The organism is Amycolatopsis ponsaeliensis, assembly GCF_030182635.1.
GTDB lineage: Bacteria > Actinomycetota > Actinomycetes > Mycobacteriales > Pseudonocardiaceae > Amycolatopsis > Amycolatopsis ponsaeliensis.
The window spans coordinates 214,660-231,798 of record NZ_JAPZLD010000006.1 but is presented as its reverse complement, the minus strand read 5'-3'; the positions used below and the strand labels follow the sequence as shown (position 1 = coordinate 231,798).

11 protein-coding genes are annotated in these 17,139 nt (G+C 70.8%); 7 read left to right on the top strand and 4 right to left on the bottom strand.

Going from position 1 to position 17,139, the window contains the following annotated elements:
• Positions 1–8: 8 nt before the first annotated feature.
• The gene (locus QQ657_RS11885) at positions 9–1,010 is read left to right on the top strand and encodes a sugar phosphate isomerase/epimerase family protein (protein ID WP_284742134.1); all 1,002 of its coding nucleotides are present in this window, start codon (positions 9–11) and stop codon (positions 1,008–1,010) included.
• 102 nt (positions 1,011–1,112) lie between these two features.
• Positions 1,113–4,991 (top strand): carbohydrate-binding protein, encoded by a 3,879-nt coding sequence (locus QQ657_RS11880; RefSeq protein WP_350310661.1) that lies wholly within the window; start codon positions 1,113–1,115, stop codon positions 4,989–4,991.
• 57 nt (positions 4,992–5,048) lie between these two features.
• Here QQ657_RS11880 and xylA read toward each other — a convergent pair whose 3' ends face one another.
• Positions 5,049–6,197 carry a xylose isomerase gene (gene xylA / locus QQ657_RS11865; protein WP_284742133.1) on the bottom strand — a complete coding sequence of 383 codons (1,149 nt, stop codon included), beginning with the start codon at positions 6,195–6,197 and terminating at the stop codon, positions 5,049–5,051.
• 99 nt (positions 6,198–6,296) lie between these two features.
• Between xylA and QQ657_RS11860 the strand changes: the two genes are divergently transcribed.
• A complete protein-coding gene (locus tag QQ657_RS11860) occupies positions 6,297–7,460 on the top strand; it encodes an ROK family transcriptional regulator (RefSeq protein ID WP_284742132.1) in 1,164 nt (387 codons plus the stop codon).
• On the opposite strand, the gene QQ657_RS11855 is transcribed toward QQ657_RS11860, so the two are convergent.
• Entirely contained in the window at positions 7,448–8,479 is a 1,032-nt protein-coding gene (locus tag QQ657_RS11855) for a glycoside hydrolase family 99 protein (RefSeq protein WP_284742131.1), read from the bottom strand. The two genes, QQ657_RS11860 and QQ657_RS11855, sit on opposite strands and share 13 nt — an antisense overlap.
• A 169-nt stretch (positions 8,480–8,648) precedes the next feature.
• Positions 8,649–11,882, bottom strand: coding sequence for a S8 family serine peptidase (locus tag QQ657_RS11850; protein ID WP_284742130.1), 3,234 nt, complete (start codon positions 11,880–11,882; stop codon positions 8,649–8,651).
• A gap of 237 nt (positions 11,883–12,119) precedes the next feature.
• Here QQ657_RS11850 and QQ657_RS11845 point away from each other — a divergent pair, with 237 nt between their 5' ends.
• From QQ657_RS11845 to QQ657_RS11830, 4 genes are all read left to right on the top strand, one after another.
• On the top strand, positions 12,120–12,734 hold the full coding sequence (locus QQ657_RS11845) for a TetR/AcrR family transcriptional regulator (RefSeq protein WP_284742129.1): 615 nt from the start codon (positions 12,120–12,122) through the stop codon (positions 12,732–12,734).
• A 2-nt stretch (positions 12,735–12,736) separates the two neighbouring features.
• Positions 12,737–13,645, top strand: coding sequence for an ABC transporter ATP-binding protein (locus QQ657_RS11840; protein ID WP_284742128.1), 909 nt, complete (start codon positions 12,737–12,739; stop codon positions 13,643–13,645).
• The gene (locus QQ657_RS11835) at positions 13,642–15,204 is read left to right on the top strand and encodes an ABC transporter permease (RefSeq protein ID WP_284742127.1); all 1,563 of its coding nucleotides are present in this window, start codon (positions 13,642–13,644) and stop codon (positions 15,202–15,204) included. The genes QQ657_RS11840 and QQ657_RS11835 overlap by 4 nt, the downstream gene beginning before the upstream one ends.
• A gap of 218 nt (positions 15,205–15,422) precedes the next feature.
• Positions 15,423–16,871: an amidohydrolase gene (locus tag QQ657_RS11830; protein ID WP_284742126.1), complete on the top strand. Its 1,449-nt coding sequence runs from the start codon at positions 15,423–15,425 to the stop codon at positions 16,869–16,871.
• On the opposite strand, the gene QQ657_RS11825 is transcribed toward QQ657_RS11830, so the two are convergent.
• Positions 16,855–17,139: a hypothetical protein gene (locus tag QQ657_RS11825; protein ID WP_284742125.1), complete on the bottom strand. Its 285-nt coding sequence runs from the start codon at positions 17,137–17,139 to the stop codon at positions 16,855–16,857. The two genes, QQ657_RS11830 and QQ657_RS11825, sit on opposite strands and share 17 nt — an antisense overlap.

The window sequence follows — 17,139 nt, the reverse complement described above, 5'->3', positions numbered from 1 at the left end:
GTCAGGACATGGCACGACCGTTGACCCTGTTCACCGGGCAGTGGGCCGATCTGCCGTTCGAGGAGGTGTGCGAGCTGGCGAGCGGCTGGGGCTACGAAGGCCTCGAGATCGCCTGCTGGGGAGACCACTTCGAAGTGGATCGCGCGGTGGCGGAAGACGGCTACGTCCGGGCGAAGCTCGAGACGCTGGCCAAGTACGACCTCAAGGTGTGGGCGATCTCGAACCACCTGCTCGGCCAGGCCGTCTGCGACCACCCGATCGACGAGCGGCACGAGGCGATCCTGCCCGTCCGGATCTGGGGCGACGGCGAGCCCGAGGGCGTCCGGCAGCGGGCGGCGGCGGAGATGAAGACCACCGCCCGCGCCGCGGCGAAGCTCGGCGTGTCCACTGTGGTCGGCTTCACCGGCTCGTCGATCTGGCACACGGTGGCGATGTTCCCGCCGGTGCCGCCGTCGATGATCGAGCGCGGGTACGCGGACTTCGCCACCCGGTGGAACCCGATCCTGGACGTGTTCGACGAGGTCGGCGTGCGCTTCGCCCACGAGGTGCACCCGAGCGAGATCGCCTACGACTACTGGAGCACGGTCCGGACATTGGAAGCGATCGGGCACCGCGAGGCGTTCGGGCTGAACTTCGACCCGTCGCACTTCGTCTGGCAGGACCTCGACCCGGTCGGGTTCCTGTGGGACTTCAAGGACCGCATCTACCACGTCGACTGCAAGGAGGCCCGCAAGCAGCTCAACGGCCGCAACGGCCGGCTCGGCTCCCACCTGCCCTGGGCGGACCCGCGGCGCGGCTGGGACTTCGTGTCCACCGGCCACGGCGACGTCCCGTGGGAGGACGTCTTCCGGATGCTCAACGCCATCGGCTACGACGGCCCGATCTCCATCGAGTGGGAGGACGCGGGCATGGACCGGCTCATCGGCGCACCGGAAGCGCTGGAGTTCGTCCGCAAGCTCAACTTCTCCCCACCCACGGCGGCGTTCGACGCCGCTTTCTCCTCGAAGTAACGCTTCTGTCGTACGGGTGACCGCCAGCCCCGTCGGAAGGTGAACGAAACGGCTTCGGCCCATTCCGGGGCGAAGCACGCTCAAATCCAGGAAGGACCCAGCATGTCTCCGTCCCCACCGAAGTGGGCGAGGCTGTTCGGCGCCGCGACACTGAGCGCCGGCCTCCTGCTCACCATCGACACCCCGGCTCGCGCGGACATCCCGCCCGCCGACTACCAGCAGGTCGCCCTCGCCACCGGCGCGGCCGAACTCGGCGAGGCGATGTCGCTCGCCGTGCTGCCGGACCGCTCGGTCGTGCACACCTCCCGCGACGGCACCGTCCGTGTCACCACCGCGGCCGGCGCGACCTCCGTCGCGGCCAAGCTGAACGTCTACACCCACGACGAGGAAGGCCTCCAAGGCGTCGCCGCCGACCCCGGCTTCGCCACCAACCGCTACGTCTGGCTGTACTACTCACCGCGTCTGTCCACACCGGACGGTGACGCGCCGACCGAAGGCACCGAGGCCGACTTCGCCCCCTTCAAGGGCGAGCTGCACCTATCGAGATTCGTCTTGAAGACCGACAACACCCTCGACCTGGCCAGCGAGAAGGTCGTCCTGGCCGTGCAGAACGACCGCGGCCAGTGCTGTCACGTCGGGGGTGACATCGACTTCGACGCCGCCGGCAACCTCTACCTCACCACCGGCGACGACACCAACCCCTTCTCCTCCGACAGCTACTCGCCGATCGACGAACGGACCGACCGCAACCCGCAGTTCGACGCGCAACGCTCGTCCGGCAACACGAACGACCTGCGCGGCAAGCTCCTGCGGATCCACCCGCAGGCCGACGGGACGTACACGGTCCCGTCCGGCAACCTCTTCGCGCCGGGGACCGCGAGCACCCGGCCGGAGATCTACGCGATGGGCTTCCGCAACCCGTTCCGGATGAGTGTCGACAAACCGACCGGTGTCGTCTACCTCGGCGACTACGGCCCGGACGCGGGGGTCACCGACGCCAACCGCGGGCCGCAGGGCCAGGTCGAGTTCGACCGGATCACCTCCGCCGGCAACTTCGGCTGGCCGTACTGCACCGGCTCGAACACCACGACCGAGACGTACAACCACTTCACGTTCCCGAGCGGCCCGTCCGGCGCGAAGTACGACTGCGCGGGCGGCCCGACGAACTCGTCGTTCCGCAACACCGGGCTCGCGAAGCTGCCGGTGCCGAAGGCCGCGTGGATCAAGTACGCGGGTGACGAAGGTTCGCCGCCGGAGTTCGGCAGCGGCTCGGAGTCGCCGATGGGTGGGCCGGTCTACCGCTACGACGCCGCTTCGACGTCCACGGTCAAGTTCCCGCAGTCGCTGGACGGCAAGTACTTCGCCGGTGAGTACGGGCGCAAGTGGATCAAGGCGGTCACCGTCAACGCCGACGGCAGCCGTGGCACCATCGACGACTTCCCGTGGACCGGCACGCAGGTCATGGACATGGCGTTCGGCCCGGACGGCGCCCTGTACGTCCTCGACTACGGCACCGGCGACGACAACCAGGCGCTCTACCGGATCGAGTACCTGGCGGGCACCAACCGCAACCCGGTCGCGAAAGCCGCGTCCGACAAGACGTCCGGGCCGAACCCGCTGACCGTCGCCTTCTCATCCGCGGGCAGCAGCGACCCCGAAGGCGGGGCGTTGAGCTACCGCTGGGACTTCGGCGACGGCGCCACGTCGACCTCGGCGAATCCGGCGCACACCTACACCACCAACGGCACCTACTCGCCGACACTCACGGTGTCCGATCCGGAGGGCCTGACCGGCACGGCGAGCCTGGTCGTCACGGTCGGGAACACCGCGCCCTCGGTTTCGCTGGGTGTTCCGGCGGACGGTCAGCTGTTCTCCTTCGGGGACACCGTGCCGTTCCAGGTGACCGGCAGCGACCCGGAAGACGGGCCGCTGGACTGCTCGAAGGTCAAGGTCACCTACCTGCTCGGCCACGACAGCCACCAGCACCAGATCACCCAGGCGACCGGGTGCGGCGGCTCGATCGCGGTGCCGGTCGACGGTGAGCACGACGCCGCGGCGAACATCTACGGCGTCTTCGACGCGGAGTACACGGACAACGGCGGGCTGACGTCGCACAGCGTGCACAAGCTCCAGCCGCGGCACCGCCAGGGCGAGCACTTCTCGGCGCAGTCCGGGATCCAGCTCGCCGACCACGGTTCCGCGGAGGGCGGCCGGACGGTCGGGTACACCGACGACGGCGACTGGATCGCGTTCACGCCGTACGCACTGGGCAACGCGTCGTCGATCAGCGCCCGCGTGTCGTCGGGCGGCCCGGGCGGGACGCTCGAAGTGCGCGCGGGCTCGCCGACCGGCACCCTGCTCGGGTCGGCCGCCGTCGCCAACACCGGGGACTGGGACACGTTCCAGAGCGTGACGGCGAACCTGGCGAACCGGCCGGCCGGCACGACGACGCTGTACCTCGTGTTCAAGGGCGTCACCGGGCAGGGCAACCTGTTCGACCTCGACGCGTTCACCTTCACCACCGCCACCCAGGCGGGCGCGGTCGAAGGCGAGTCGTTCACGTCCGGTTCGGGGGTGCAGGTCGCCCCGCACGCCGCGGCGAGCGGCGGGAACACCCTGGGCTACATCGAGAACGGCGACTGGGCCGGGTACGCGTCGGTGAGCACGTCCGGCGCGCGGACCTTCACCGCGCGGGTGTCCTCGGCCGGCGCGGGCGGCACGATCGACATCCGGTCCGGTTCGGCCACCGGGACGCTGCTGGGTTCGGTGACGGTGCCGGTCACCGGTGACTGGGAGGTCTTCCAGAACGTCACGACGTCGGTGACCGGTGGATCCGGGCCGCTGTTCCTGGTGTTCCGCGGCGGTTCCGGTTCCCTGTTCGACATCGACACCTTTAGCCTGAGCAGTATGCCTACCCAGGTCGATCCCGCGTACGACGTGCTGGTGTTCTCCAAGACGGCCGGCTTCCGGCACGACTCGATCCCGGCGGGGATCCAGGCGATCCGGGAGCTGGGCGAAGCTCAGGGATTCGGGGTGACGGCGACCGAGGACGCGTCGGTGTTCACGGCTTCTTCGCTCGCCGCGTACAAGGCGGTGGTGTTCCTCTCGACCACCGGTGACGTCCTGGACGCGAACCAGCAGGCCGCGTTCGAGTCCTATGTGGAGGGTGGCGGCGGTTACCTCGGCATCCACGCGGCGGCGGACACCGAGTACGACTGGCCGTGGTACGGCTCGCTCGTCGGTGCCTATTTCAAGAGTCACCCGGCGATCCAGCCGGCCCGGTTCGTGACCGAGGACGGCACCCATCCGGCCACGGCGCACCTGCCGGCGGTCTGGACCCGGACCGACGAGCTGTACAACTACCGGACCAACCCGCGTGGCAGCGTGCACGTGCTGCAGACGCTGGACGAGTCCAGCTACACCGGCGGAGAGATGGGCGCCGACCACCCGATCACCTGGTGTCACCCGCAGGGCAGTGGCCGGGCGTTCTACACCGGGCTCGGCCACACGATCGAGTCGTACTCGGACTCCGCGTTCCGGGCCGAGCTGGTCGGCGGGATCCGTTACGCCGCAGGTGTTGTCGCGGCGGACTGCGGTGTGCCCGCGGGGTCCACAGTGGAGGGTGAGTCGTTCACGTCGGGTTCAGGCGTGCAGATCGCGTCGCACGCTCCGGCGAGCGGCGGCCAGACGCTGGGCTACATCGAGAACGGTGACTGGGCCGGGTACGCGTCGGTGAGCACGGCGGGCGTCACGCGGTTCAGCGCGGTCGTGTCCTCCGCGGGCGCGGGCGGCACGATCGAGATCCGCGACGGCTCGGCGACCGGCGCCCTGCTGGGCACGGTCGCGGTGCCGAACACGGGCAGCTGGGAGACGTTCCAGACGGTCTCCACGACGGTGTCGGCCGGTTCGGGTCCGCTCCACCTGGTATTCCGGGGCGGCGCGGGTTCCCTGTTCGACATCGACACGCTGACCGTGTCGTAATGCTATGAAGGGCACCCTCATGGACTTAAGAGCCATGAGGGTGCCCTTCATGACGCGTCAGCGGACGCCGAAGAGGTGCTCCAGGGCCAGCTGGTTCAACCGCGTGAAGTGGTAGCCGCGGGTCGCCGCCGCGTCGAGGTCGAAGTCGTCGTTCAAGAGGTCGTCGAACGACTCGCCCGGAGCGAGGGTGGGGGTCGAGAGCTCCGGCACCCGCGACGCCGCCAGTGCCTCGGCGACCTCCGGGTCCGAACGGAACTTGGCCGCCTTCTCCTTGAGGATCAGGTACGTCCGCATGTTCGCCGCGGCGGACACCCACACGTCCGCCGGGTCCTCCGTCCGCATCGGCTTGTAGTCGAAGTGGCGCGGACCCTCGTAGCCGCCGTTCTCCAGCAGGTCGACCAGGAAGAACGCGCTCTTCACGTCGCCGTGGCCGAAGATCAGGTCCTGGTCGTACTTGGGGCCGTGCTGGCCGTTGAGGTCGATGTGGAACAGCTTGCCCTGCCACAGCGCCTGCGAAATGCCGTGCACGAAGTTGAGCCCGGCCATCTGCTCGTGCCCGACCTCGGGGTTCAGCCCGAACAGCTCGGGCCGCGCGAGCTGCGAGATGAAGCCCAGCGCGTGCCCGATGGTCGGCAGCAGGATGTCGCCGCGCGGCTCGTTCGGCTTGGGCTCGAGGGCGAACCGCAGCGGGTAGCCCTTCTCGACGACGTAGTCCGCGAGCAGGTCCAGGCCCTCCTTGTAGCGGGCCAGTGCCGCGCGGACGTCCTTCGCGGCGTCGGACTCGGCGCCCTCGCGGCCGCCCCAGACGACGTAGGTCTCCGCGCCCAGCTCGGCCGCGAGGTCGAGGTTGCGGCGCACCTTCCGCAGCGCGTAGCGCCGGACGTCACGGTCGTTGCTGGTCAGGCCGCCGTCCTTGAACACCGGGTGGGTGAACAGGTTCGTCGTCGCCATCGGGACCTTCAAGCCGGTCTCGGCCAGCGCCTTGCGGAACCGCTCGATCGCCTTGTCGCGGTCGGGCTCGGTGGCGAGGAGGTCGTCATCGTGGAACGTCACGCCGTAGGCGCCCAGCTCCGCCAGCCGGTGCACGCTCTCCACCGGGTCCAGCGGCGGCCGCGTCCCGACCCCGAACGGGTCGTTCGCGGGCCAGCCCACGGTCCAGAGGCCGAAGGTGAACTTGTCGGCCGGCTGGGGAGCGTAGTCGCTCATGACTGTCCCTTCATTTAGTTCACGTTGTAGACTAAATATGCGCCGCGGCGGTCCCGGGCGTCAAGAGGCCGGTTAGAGTGCTTCGCAGGGAGGGACGCGATGACCCAGGCCGTGCGGCACGACTCGATGCGCGCCCGCAACCTCGAGGTCGTGCTGGGCGCGGTCAGCCGCGGCGGCCCGCTGACCCGCGCGGCGCTCGCCGAGCTCACCGGCCTGACCAAGTCGACGGTCAGCAAGCTCGTCGGTGACCTGGTGGACGCGGGCCTGCTGGCCGAGACCGGCCCCGCGCGGGCGGGCGAACGCGGCCGGCCGGGCGTCGAAGTCGTGCTCAGCGGCGCGCGCGTGGCGTCGCTGGGGCTGGAGATCAACGTCGACTACCTCGCGGTCCGGGTGCTCGACCTCACCGGCGGGGTCCGGTTCGCCGCCCGCCGCGAGCGGGACAACCGCGGTTCGCGGCCGAAGAAGGTCCTGGCGGAGCTGCAGGCACTGGCGACGGAGGCGCTGACCGAGACGCACCGGCTCGGGCTGGAGGTCGCGGGCGCGGTGCTGGCGGTGTCCGGCCCGGTCGGCGACGGCGTGCTGTTCAGCGCCCCCAACCTCGGCTGGCAGGACGTCCGCCCGGCCGATCTGCTGCGCCTGCCCGTGCCGGTCGAGCTGGACAACGAGGCGAACCTCGCGGCCCTGGGCGAGCTGTGGTTCGGTGACGGCGAGCGTGATTTCCTTTACGTGTCGGGCGAAGTCGGCATCGGCGCGGGCCTGGTGGTGAACGGCACGCTGTTCTCCGGCGCTCGCGGACTGGCCGGCGAGCTGGGCCACGTCGTCGTGGCCCCGGACGGGCCGCGGTGCCGGTGCGGCGGCAGCGGGTGCCTGGAGACGTTCGCCGGGCAGGAGGCGTTGCTGACGGCGGGTCGGGTGGGGTCGGTCCCGGCCTTGCTGGCGGCGCTGTCCCGGGGTGACACGGCGGCGCTGGAGGCGTGCACGGCGGCCGGCCGCGCGCTCGGCGTCGCGCTGACGTCGGCGGTGAACCTCCTGGACATCGACCGCATCGTGCTGGGCGGGGTGTTCACGCAGCTGTACCCGTGGGTGTCAGAGCCGGTGTCGGAGGTGCTGTCGGCACGGCTCGGCGGGCTCCGGGGCGTGCCTCCGACGCTGTCGGCGTCACGCCTGGGCGGCGACGCGGCGACGTTGGGTGCGGCGGGCCGGGTGGTGCACCGGGTCCTGGCCGAGCCGGCGCCGTTCCTGGCGCGGGTTCAGGAGGCGTAAGCCCGCACCCAAGGCGAGGTGAGCTGGGAGGCCCAGTAGTGCGTCCGGTCGAGATACGCGGTCTCGGAAGCCGCACCGGAAGTCCCATACGCACCGGCGAAAGTCTCGTAAACCGGCGAAGGCGGCGAAGAGCTGGCCGGTTCGATGACCGACCCTTCGTGCCACTCGTTGAACGACGTCACCGAGACCCAATCGGCGCCCGAGGAAAGCGCGTTCTGCCACTCCCGGTCGTAGGTCGCCCCGTTGTCCCGGGAAAGGGTCGGGGTCGTGTTGCCCGGTACCGCGCGGTCGTCGACGTACCCCGGCCCCACCGAGGGCGCCCACACCAACCCGTTCGCCTCGCAGTACGCGCCCGCGTCGCGCCAGCCCGGCGCCGTCGCCCCCGCGATCGCGTCGTACGTGTACATCCCGCCGAAGTGCGCGACCTTGCTCGTGTCCGTCGTCTGCGCCAGCACGATCGCCGACGACCGCACCTGGTCCAGCGGCGTCCAGTCCGTGATGCGCAGGCTCTCGAACACGTAGAACGCGCCGCGGCCGCCCTCGCGGTAGAACGCCGGGCTGGAGCCGTACCGGCTGGTGATGTAGTCGATGTCCGACACCGTCGAGGACGCCGTCCGCCCGCCGTACGGCTCGAGGTGCCACGCGACGCGGATCCCGTGCCGTGCCGCGGCTTCCAGGACGCCGGCCGCCAGACCGTCCTCATAGGACCCCTGGCCCCACCAGCTGTAGACGAGCACCCCGGCGCCGGACTGCTCGATCCACCGCATGTGCTGCTCGACCGCGCCGGAGAAGTCCCCGGAGTCGTACGGCCCCAGCACCGGGTAGAAGTTCGCGCCGATGTCGTCCGGCGGCGTGTGCCCGCCCTGCTGCCAGTGGCGGTATTCACCGGCGTTGCTGCCGTACCACGGGTAGTAGAACAGGTGGGTCCGGCTCGACAGCGCCGCCGCGGCGTGCGCGGTGCCCGGCAAAGCCGTGGCCAGCAGGAGAAGCGCGGCGAACCACGCCGAAATCCGTCGCATGCGGGTACCCCTCGGTGGGTGCGGAGTGTTCCAGACCATACGGACGCGTCCCGAACGAGGGCAATAGTTCACCGGACATACGCAAACTTGCGTCGGGAACCCACCAGGAAGCCGCCGGGAAAACGAAAACCGCCCCGGGCGAACCCGGGGCGGTTTCCGTTGAGCGGGACTAGCTCACGGAGTTGACCAGCACCAGCGAGGAGCCGACCGTGACACCCGTGTCGGTCTGCACGGTCAGCTGACCGCGCAGGACCCGGCCCGCCGCGGGGACCGCGGACGCGGTCACCGTCGCCGGCACCGTCCACGAGCTGCCCGACGCCCGCGCCGCGTTCGCGTCGGTCACCGCGACCGAACCGAACGCCGGGTTGGTGAACACGTCGAGGTAGTCGTAGTCCGTGGTGCCCGAAGGCACCGCGAACCCGTCGACCAGCGCGACCCAGACCCCGGCCGCCGGGTTGGCCACGGTCACCGACTCCTCGGAGTCGCCGTCCGCGCTCTGCGCCGCGAGGACACAGCTGCCGGTGGTGCAGTTGTACAGGAACAGATCGAGGTCGGCGCCCACGTCGGACGTCTTGCCGATCGTGGCCGTCAGCGACGTCGAGCCCGGCGTCACCGCGATCTGGTACTGCTGCTGAGCGGCGTCGGCGATCGCCGGCCGCGCGATCTTCGCGCTGCCGAGCGTGGCGCCGTTCAGCTTGCCGGTGAACGCGCCGAGCGTGTTCGTCACGGTGTACGAACGCGCGATCGGCTGGCCCAGCGTCGCCGAAGCGATCGTGTCCGGGTTGGGCGCGACGGTCGTGCCCAGCACCGAAGCCGACAGCTTGAACGCCGCATTGTCCACATCGGACGTCCGGCGCGCTTCCACGACGATCTCCCACACGCCCGGCAGCGGGTTGGCGATGGTCCGGCTGGTCGGCGTGCCGCCGGGGCAGCCCGCGCCCGCGTCAGGGAGGTAGCAGAACGTCGTCGAGGTGCTCGCCTCGGCCGGGACACCGGTCGGGTCGTAGCGCAGGAACCGCACCTGGCCCTTGCCCGGGGCGCCGGCCCCCGCGTCCAGGTCCACCTTCAGCGCGCTGGCACCCTGCGGCACCCGCACGAAGTAGCTGGTCGCCTGGTTGCGGGCGATCTTGCCGGAGACGTCGACCTGGAACCCCTTGGCGGCGGTGAACTCCTGCGGCGCGAAGACCGTGTTGAGGGTCTGCACGTCGATGCCGATGGTCAGCGGGTTGTCCAGGTACAGCAGCGCCGAGTGGACGCCCGCGTTCTTCGGGTTCACCTTGACGTCGAACTTCACCGGCGTGTTCAGCGGCAGCACCACCGTCGACGCCGAGGAGAACGTCCCGTCGTTGCCCGTCCACCGCGCGAAGTACGGCACCGGCTTCGCCGAGCCCGTCGTGCGGGTGATCGTGTACGTGCGGGTGTAGGCCTTGCCCGTGGTCACGCCCTCGCGGTCGTGGATGCCCACGCCGGTGTTCGGGGTGGCCAGCAGGCCCGAGAGCGCGGTGTGCACCTCGACGGACGTCGAAACGGCGTCCGGCTTCGGGTTGAGCGACAGCGCGACGAACGCGGCCGGGACGTTGAACAGGCCCGCGCCCTGGGCGTACGCGCCGATGCCCGGCACGAACCGCGCGGTCGACTTGATGGCCGCGCGCAGCTGCGCGACCGGCGGCCGCTGCCCCTGGTGGGTCGCCTTGTACGCGCTCACCAGCAGTGCCGCCGCGCCGGTCGCCTGCGGCGCCGCCATCGACGTGCCCTGCAGCATCGCGTAGCCCGCGGGCAGGCTGTACGTGCCGGCCACCGGACCCGGCGCCTCCCAGCGCGGAGTGGTCGAGATCGCCGCGCCGGGCGCGATGATGTCCGGCTTGAAGCCGCCGTCCTCACGCGGGCCGCGCGAGGAGAACGGGTGCAGCGACTCGGCGTTCTGGGTCTTCGAGCCGTAGTTCGAGAGCCAGGTCTCCTTGGTGATGTACGAGCCGACCGAGATCGCGTCCGTGGCCACCGACGGGTCGCCGACGGTGTTCGCCCCGGCGCCGCTGTTGCCGGCCGAGATGAAGATCTGGACGTTGTACTCGGCGATCGTGCGGTTGTAGAGCTCCGCGCGGGCGTTGTTGCCGTCGTTGAGGGCCGGCAGGCCGCCGATCGAGATGTTGATGACGTCGGCGCCGTGGCTGGCCGCGTAGACGACACCGTCGATCAGGCCCGAGGACGTGCAGGCGCTGCCGGTGAGGCAGACCTTGACCGCGAGCACCTTCGCGCCCGGGGCCGCGCCGTCCATCTTGCCGCCGAACAGGTCGTTGCCGGTGGCGATGCCCGCGACGTGCGAGCCGTGCTCGGCGCCGGCGATGCCGATGCCGACGAAGCCCGGCTTGTCGGTCTGGACGACGAAGGCCATCCGCTCGGCGATGTCGGTCGCCGGGTTGTCGGTGCCGAAGAAGCCGACGTCGTACTTCTTGGCGTAGTCGGTCATCGGCTTCTCGTCGGCGAAGTCGCCGTTGCCGTTGAGGTCGACGCGGACCTCCTTGGTCACGCTGTCCTGCAGCACGCCCCAGGAGTCGGCGCGGTCGCCGTCGCGGTTGACGTCACCGCCGGTCTCGCTGTCCGCGGCGCCCAGGTCGCCGGCGGTCTCGGTGAACAGGCCGAACGTGTACGGGCCGCCGGTCGCCGGGGCCGTCCAGCTCTTGCCGTTGGAGGTGAAGGTGCCGGTGTAGGTCGCCGTGGACTGCTTGACCCAGGTGCCGTCACCGGAGTTGGTGGCGTTGGCGTTGTACCAGTCGACGATCTTGCGTTCGCCGTGGCTGGTGGTGGCCAGCGCGGGGGTGTCGAGGTCGACGCCGGAGTCGAGCACCGCGACCGTGGTGTCCTTGCCGTCCCAGTTGGGCAGGACCTGGCCGAACTGCGCCGCGTAGGTGTCGCCGGTGGGGAGGTAGGGGTTCACGCGCGGGGTGTTCTTGCCCGGTGCCGGCTGCGGCGAGGGGTCCTGCGCGCCGTCGGGCTTCGGGTCGTCGCGGTAGACGAGGCCGTCGACGTCGACGGCGTTGACCGACTTGAGCTTCGCGGCCTTCTCGGCCTTGTCCGTGGGGACAGTGACCTTGACGTAGTCGAGCTTGGTGTCGGTGGACTGGACGACGCCGCCGAGCGCCTTCAGTTCGTTCACGGCGGCGGCGGTCTGGCCCTTCTCCGCCGCGATCAGCAGCGTGACGTCGGGCTTCCCGGCCTTCTCGGCTTCGGCGACGAGCGCGCGGTCGTGCTCGTCGAGGGTCTTGCCCTCGGCCGCGCCGGAGGTCGGCGGGGCCTGCTGGGCGGACGCCACGGGAACGGCGATGCCGAGGACGGAAGCGCCGAGAGCGGTGGCGAGGACGGTGATCCCGGCCCGCCGTCTCCAGCGCGATCTGTGCGTTGTCACTGAGAACGACCCTTCATGAAGAGATGCGTCCGTGAAGTACACAACGTGAGATCTTCGTCAGCAATCAGACACTTAGCCCATTGACCGCAATTGGTTGCGAGCCAAATGGACTAACGGGATGCCCGGTTAGGAGGCAACCCGAAGCCGCACTTTCACGTGAAAGTGCGGCCTTGCTATACGGGCGTGTAGCGGGCTATATTCTCGTGTAGTCGACTACACGCACGTATAGGACTGCTGATGAGCACGGAAGACTTCACGGCGAGGGCCCGGATCCGCGACGCGGCGATCAAGCTGTTCACCGAGCGCGGCATGGAGAAGACGTCGGTCCTCGACATCGCCGAGGCCGCCGGGGTGTCCGGCGGCCTGATCCGCCACCACTTCGGATCCAAGGACGGCCTGCGCGAGGCGTGTGACACCTACGTCTTCGACGAGCTGCTGAAGTTCAAGGAGGAGGTGCTGGCGAAGGGCGTCGCGAACCCGGGGTTCCTCCCGACGTTCGACGCCCGCCAGCTGCTCTTCCGCCGGTACATGGGCCGGGCCATGATCGACGGCTCCGAAGCCGCCGAGGCGCAGTTCACCGAGATCGTCGACGGCACCGAGCGCTACTTCCGCGAGCAGGGCATGGACATGCCCGACCCGCGGGGCGTCGCCGCCGCGCTCGCCGCGATGACCGGCGGGCTGATGATCCTGCAGGACCACATCGCCCGCGCGCTCGGCGAGGAACCGGGCACCAACGAGGCGATGCTGCGGATGTCCATGGCCGCCGGGCACCTCTTCATGAACCCGCTCGCCACCCCCGAAATCCTCGAAAAGGCCCGCGAAGCGCTGGCCGCCTACCAACGGAAGGAATGACGATGGCCGAAGCGATCACCGCCGACGGCCTCACCAAGGCGTTCGGTGCGGCGATAGCCCTCGACGGGCTCGACCTGACCGTCCACACCGGCGAGGTGCACGGCTTCCTCGGGCCGAACGGCGCCGGCAAGACCACCACGATCCGCGTCCTGCTGGGGCTGATGCGGGCCGACGGCGGCCGCGCCACCCTGCTCGGCGGGAACCCCTGGACCGACGCGACCGAGCTGCACAAGCGCCTCGCGTACGTCCCGGGCGACGTCACGCTCTGGCCCAACCTCACCGGCGGCGAGGTCATCGACCTGCTCGGCCGGCTGCGCGGCGGCCTCGACACCGCCCGCCGCGCCGAGCTCGTCGAGCGCTTCGACCTCGACCCGCGCAAGAAGGGCCGGACGTACTCGAAGGGCAACCGGCAGAAGGTCGCGCTCGTCGCGGCGCTGGCGTCCGATGTGGAGCTGCTGGTGCTCGACGAGCCGACGTCCGGGCTCGACCCGTTGATGGAGGAGGTGTTCCGGCAGGTCGTCGCGGAGGAGCGGGAACGCGGCGACCGGACGGTGCTGCTGTCCTCGCACATCCTGTCCGAGGTCGAGGCGCTCTGCGACCGCGTCACGATCATCCGGGCCGGGCGCACCGTCGAGTCGGGCACCTTGGACGAGCTGCGGCACCTGGGCCGGATCAGCATCGACGCGTCGCTCGCGCGGGTGCCGGACGGCCTGGCGGCGCTGCCGGGCGTCCACGACCTGAGCACGTACGGCTCGCACGTCCACCTGTCCGTCGACCAGTCTTCGCTGGACGACCTCATGCGGCACCTCGCCGAAGCCGGGTTGAAGAGCCTGGTGAGCCGGCCGCCGACGCTCGAAGAGCTGTTCCTGCGCCACTACCGCCACGACGAGCCGGTCGGAGCGGCGCGATGACCGGGACCTGGTCGCTGCTGCGGCTGGTGCTGCGCCGCGACCGGCTGCTGATGCCGCTGTGGATCGTCTGCCTGGCGGTCGCGCCGATGGGTTACCTGTCGTCGATCAAGGCGGCCTACCCGGATGCGGCGGCGCGGCAGCACTTCTACGACCTCAACGCTTCCAGTGCGACGTTCGTGGTCCGCAACGGCCCGCTGTACGGCTCGTCGGTGGGCAATCTTCTGGCGTGGCAGTGCGGGTTCATCCCGGTGGTCGTCGGGCTGATCGCGCTGCTCACGGTCGTCCGGCACACCCGGACCGAGGAGGAGGCGGGCCGCCGGGAGCTGACCGGCGCGACCGTCGTCGGGCGGCACGCGGGGCTGGCGGCCGCGGTGATCGCCACCTGCGGCGCTTGTCTCGTTTACGGGCTGCTGGTCGGGCTCGGCGTTGCCGCGCAAGGGGTTCCGGCGGCGGGCGCGTTCGCGCTGGGTCTCGGGTTTTCGTCGGTCGGCTGGGTGTTCGCCGGTGTCGGCGCGGTCGCCGCGCAGCTGACGTGGGGCGCGGGCGGCGCGCGTGGCATCGGGATCGGCGGGCTGGTCCTGGCGTTCCTGCTGCGGGCGGTGGGTGACAGCAGCGGTTCGGCGGGCTGGGTCGCGTGGCTGTCGCCGATCGGCTGGGCGCACCGGATGCGGCCGTTCGCGGGCGAGCAGTGGTGGGTCCTGGCGCCGGCCGTGGTCTTCACCGGGGTGCTGGTGGTCTCGGCCGTCGCGCTGTCCGCGCGGCGGGACCTCGGCGCGGCGTTGCTCCCGGCGCGGCTGGGGCGGGCGTCCGCGAAGGCGTCATTGCGGTCGCCGCTGGCGCTGGCCTGGCGGCTGCAGCGGGGGACGCTGCTGGTCTGGACCGTCTGCCTGGCGCTGGTCGGGCTGCTGATGGGCGGCGTGGGGAAGAACGTCGCGGAGATGATGCGGGACAACCAGGCCGTGTCGGACGTGTTGTCGCGCCTCGGTGGTGGCGGCGCGGTCACGGACGCGTACCTGGCGGGGACGATGACGTTGTTCGGCCTGGCGGTGGCGGGCTACGCGGTGCAGGCGACGCTGAAGCTGCGTGCCGAAGAGGCGGCGGGCCGGGCGGAACCGCTGCTGGCGACGGCGGTCGGCCGGATCGGCTGGGCGTTCGCGCACTTGACCTTCGCGCTGGCCGGCTCGGCGTTCGTGCTGGTGGTGACGGGATGGGCGACGGGCCTGGCGTTCGGGAGCGGCGCTTCGCTGGTCCCGGCGGCGCTGGCGCAGCTGCCGGCGGTGTGGGTGCTGGCCGGGCTGGCGGCCTTGCTGATCGGCTTCTTCCCGCGCTTCGCGGCGGCGGCGTGGGGGCTGCTGGGCGCGTTCCTGCTGCTGTCGCTGGTGGGGACGGCGTTGCGGTGGAACGACGTGGTGCTGGGGATTTCACCGTTCCAGCACCTGGCGCGGCTGCCGGGCGGGACGTTCTCGGTGGCACCGGTGATCTGGCTGGTGGCGATCGCTCTCGCGGCGGGCGCGGGCGGTCTGGCGGCGTTGCGAAGGCGTGACATGCCGGTGGGCTGAACACGCGAAGAGCCACCGTCTCGCGGCGGTGGCTCTTCGTGTCGGGCGGCAACCGAGGGAGTCGAACCCTGCGCGGCTTATGAGGGCGGCGCCCATGGACCGGCCCTGACCCTTCGGCGGGCGACGGCTGCCAAGTTCTCCAACAGTAGCTACTACCCATCTCATTCCCATCTCACTCCGTGCTTCACCCGGACGGGCCCGGCTGGCAGGGTGGTCGCATGGATGATCTACTCCTGCGCCGCGTGCGGCCGGGCCTCGGCGGGGAGCTCGCGGACGTCCGCGTCAACGACGGCCGCGTCACGGCGATCACCGAGCCGGGTTCGGCCGGGTTCGCCGCGCGGGTCGTCGACGGGCACGGTGGCACGCTGCTGCCGGGGCTGGTCGACGCGCACGTCCACCTCGTGCAGTGGGCGACGTTCCGCCGCCGGATCCCGCTCGAAGCGGCGCGGTCGGCGGGGGAGGCGATCGAGCTGCTGCTGGCGCACCTGCTGGCGACGCCGGCGCCGCAGTCGGAACTGGTGGTGGGCGCGGGCTTCCGCGACGGGCTGTGGCCGGACAAGCCGCACAAGGACCTGCTGCAGCGGGCGCTGCCCGGGCGCGCGGTGGCGTTGTTCAGCGCGGACCTGCACACGCTGTGGCTGAGCCCGGCGGCGCTGAAGCTGATCGGCCGCGACCACCCGACGGGTGTGCTGCTGGAGAACGACTGCATGAGCGCGACGGCCCAGCTCCCGACGGCGGCGATCGACGTCCAGGACGAGTGGGTGACGGAAGCGGTGTCCGCGGCGGCGGCGCGCGGCGTGACGCAGATCGTCGACTACGAGTACGCGGACACGGTGGCGGACTGGACGCGCCGCGGTGCCCCGGCGGCCAGGATTTCGTGCGTGATCGCGAAGCACCTGCTGGACCAGACGATCGAGCGCGGCCACCGCACGGGCGACGTCCTCCCGGATTCGGGCGGGCTGCTGACGGTGGGCCCGTTCAAGCTCTTCGTGGACGGCTCGCTCAACACCCGCACGGCTTATTGTCATGATCCCTACCCGGGTTCGGACTCACCGGGGCTCCTCGAACTCCCGCCGGCTGCCCTGGTTCCGTTGATGGAGCGGGCTTTCGCGCACGGCTTGCTCCCGGCGGTCCACGCGATCGGCGACCAGGCCAACACGATCGCACTGGACGCGTTCGCATCCGTGGGCTGCCCGGGCCGGATCGAGCACGCCCAGCTGCTTTCTCCGTCCGACGTCTCGCGTTTCGCAGCGCTGGGTGTGATCGCGGCGGTCCAGCCGGCGCACCAGCCGGACGACCGCGACGTCGCGGACCGGCATTGGCACGGCCGGACGTCGCGGGCGTTCCCGTACCGCTCTCTGCTGGAATCGGGTGCCCGTCTGGAGTTCGGGTCGGACGCACCGGTGGCACCGCTGGACCCGTGGGACGGAATCGCCGCGGCGGTGTTCCGGACGGACGACGACCGGCCGGCTTGGCACCCGGAGCAGGCGCTCTCCTTCCCGGACGCTTTGGCGGCGGCTTCGGGCGGGCGTCGCGGAGTCTCGGTGGGGGACGTCGCGGACTTGATGGTGACGGCGGCGGACCCGTCGATGCTGTCCGCCGCCGACCTGCGAGCCCTCCCGGTGACGGCGACCATCCTGGCCGGGCACGTCACGCACCAGATCTGACCCCGGCGAACCGTTTCCACGCCGCTTGCCGGCTGACGCCGAGCGCACCGGCGATGGCGACCCAGGTGACGCCGGCTCCGCGGGCCAGCTCGATCTCCAGCGCGAGCAGGCGCTCGGCGGCCACCGTCAGTTCGCGGGCCCGGGCGATCCACTCGCCGAACTCCCCGCACCCGGCGTCCGCCGCGGCACGGTGCCGCTCGGCGAGATCCGCGTAGGCGCGTCCCAGCGAAGCCACGGATTCGGCGTGAGCGTGCAGCGCGCTCGCCAT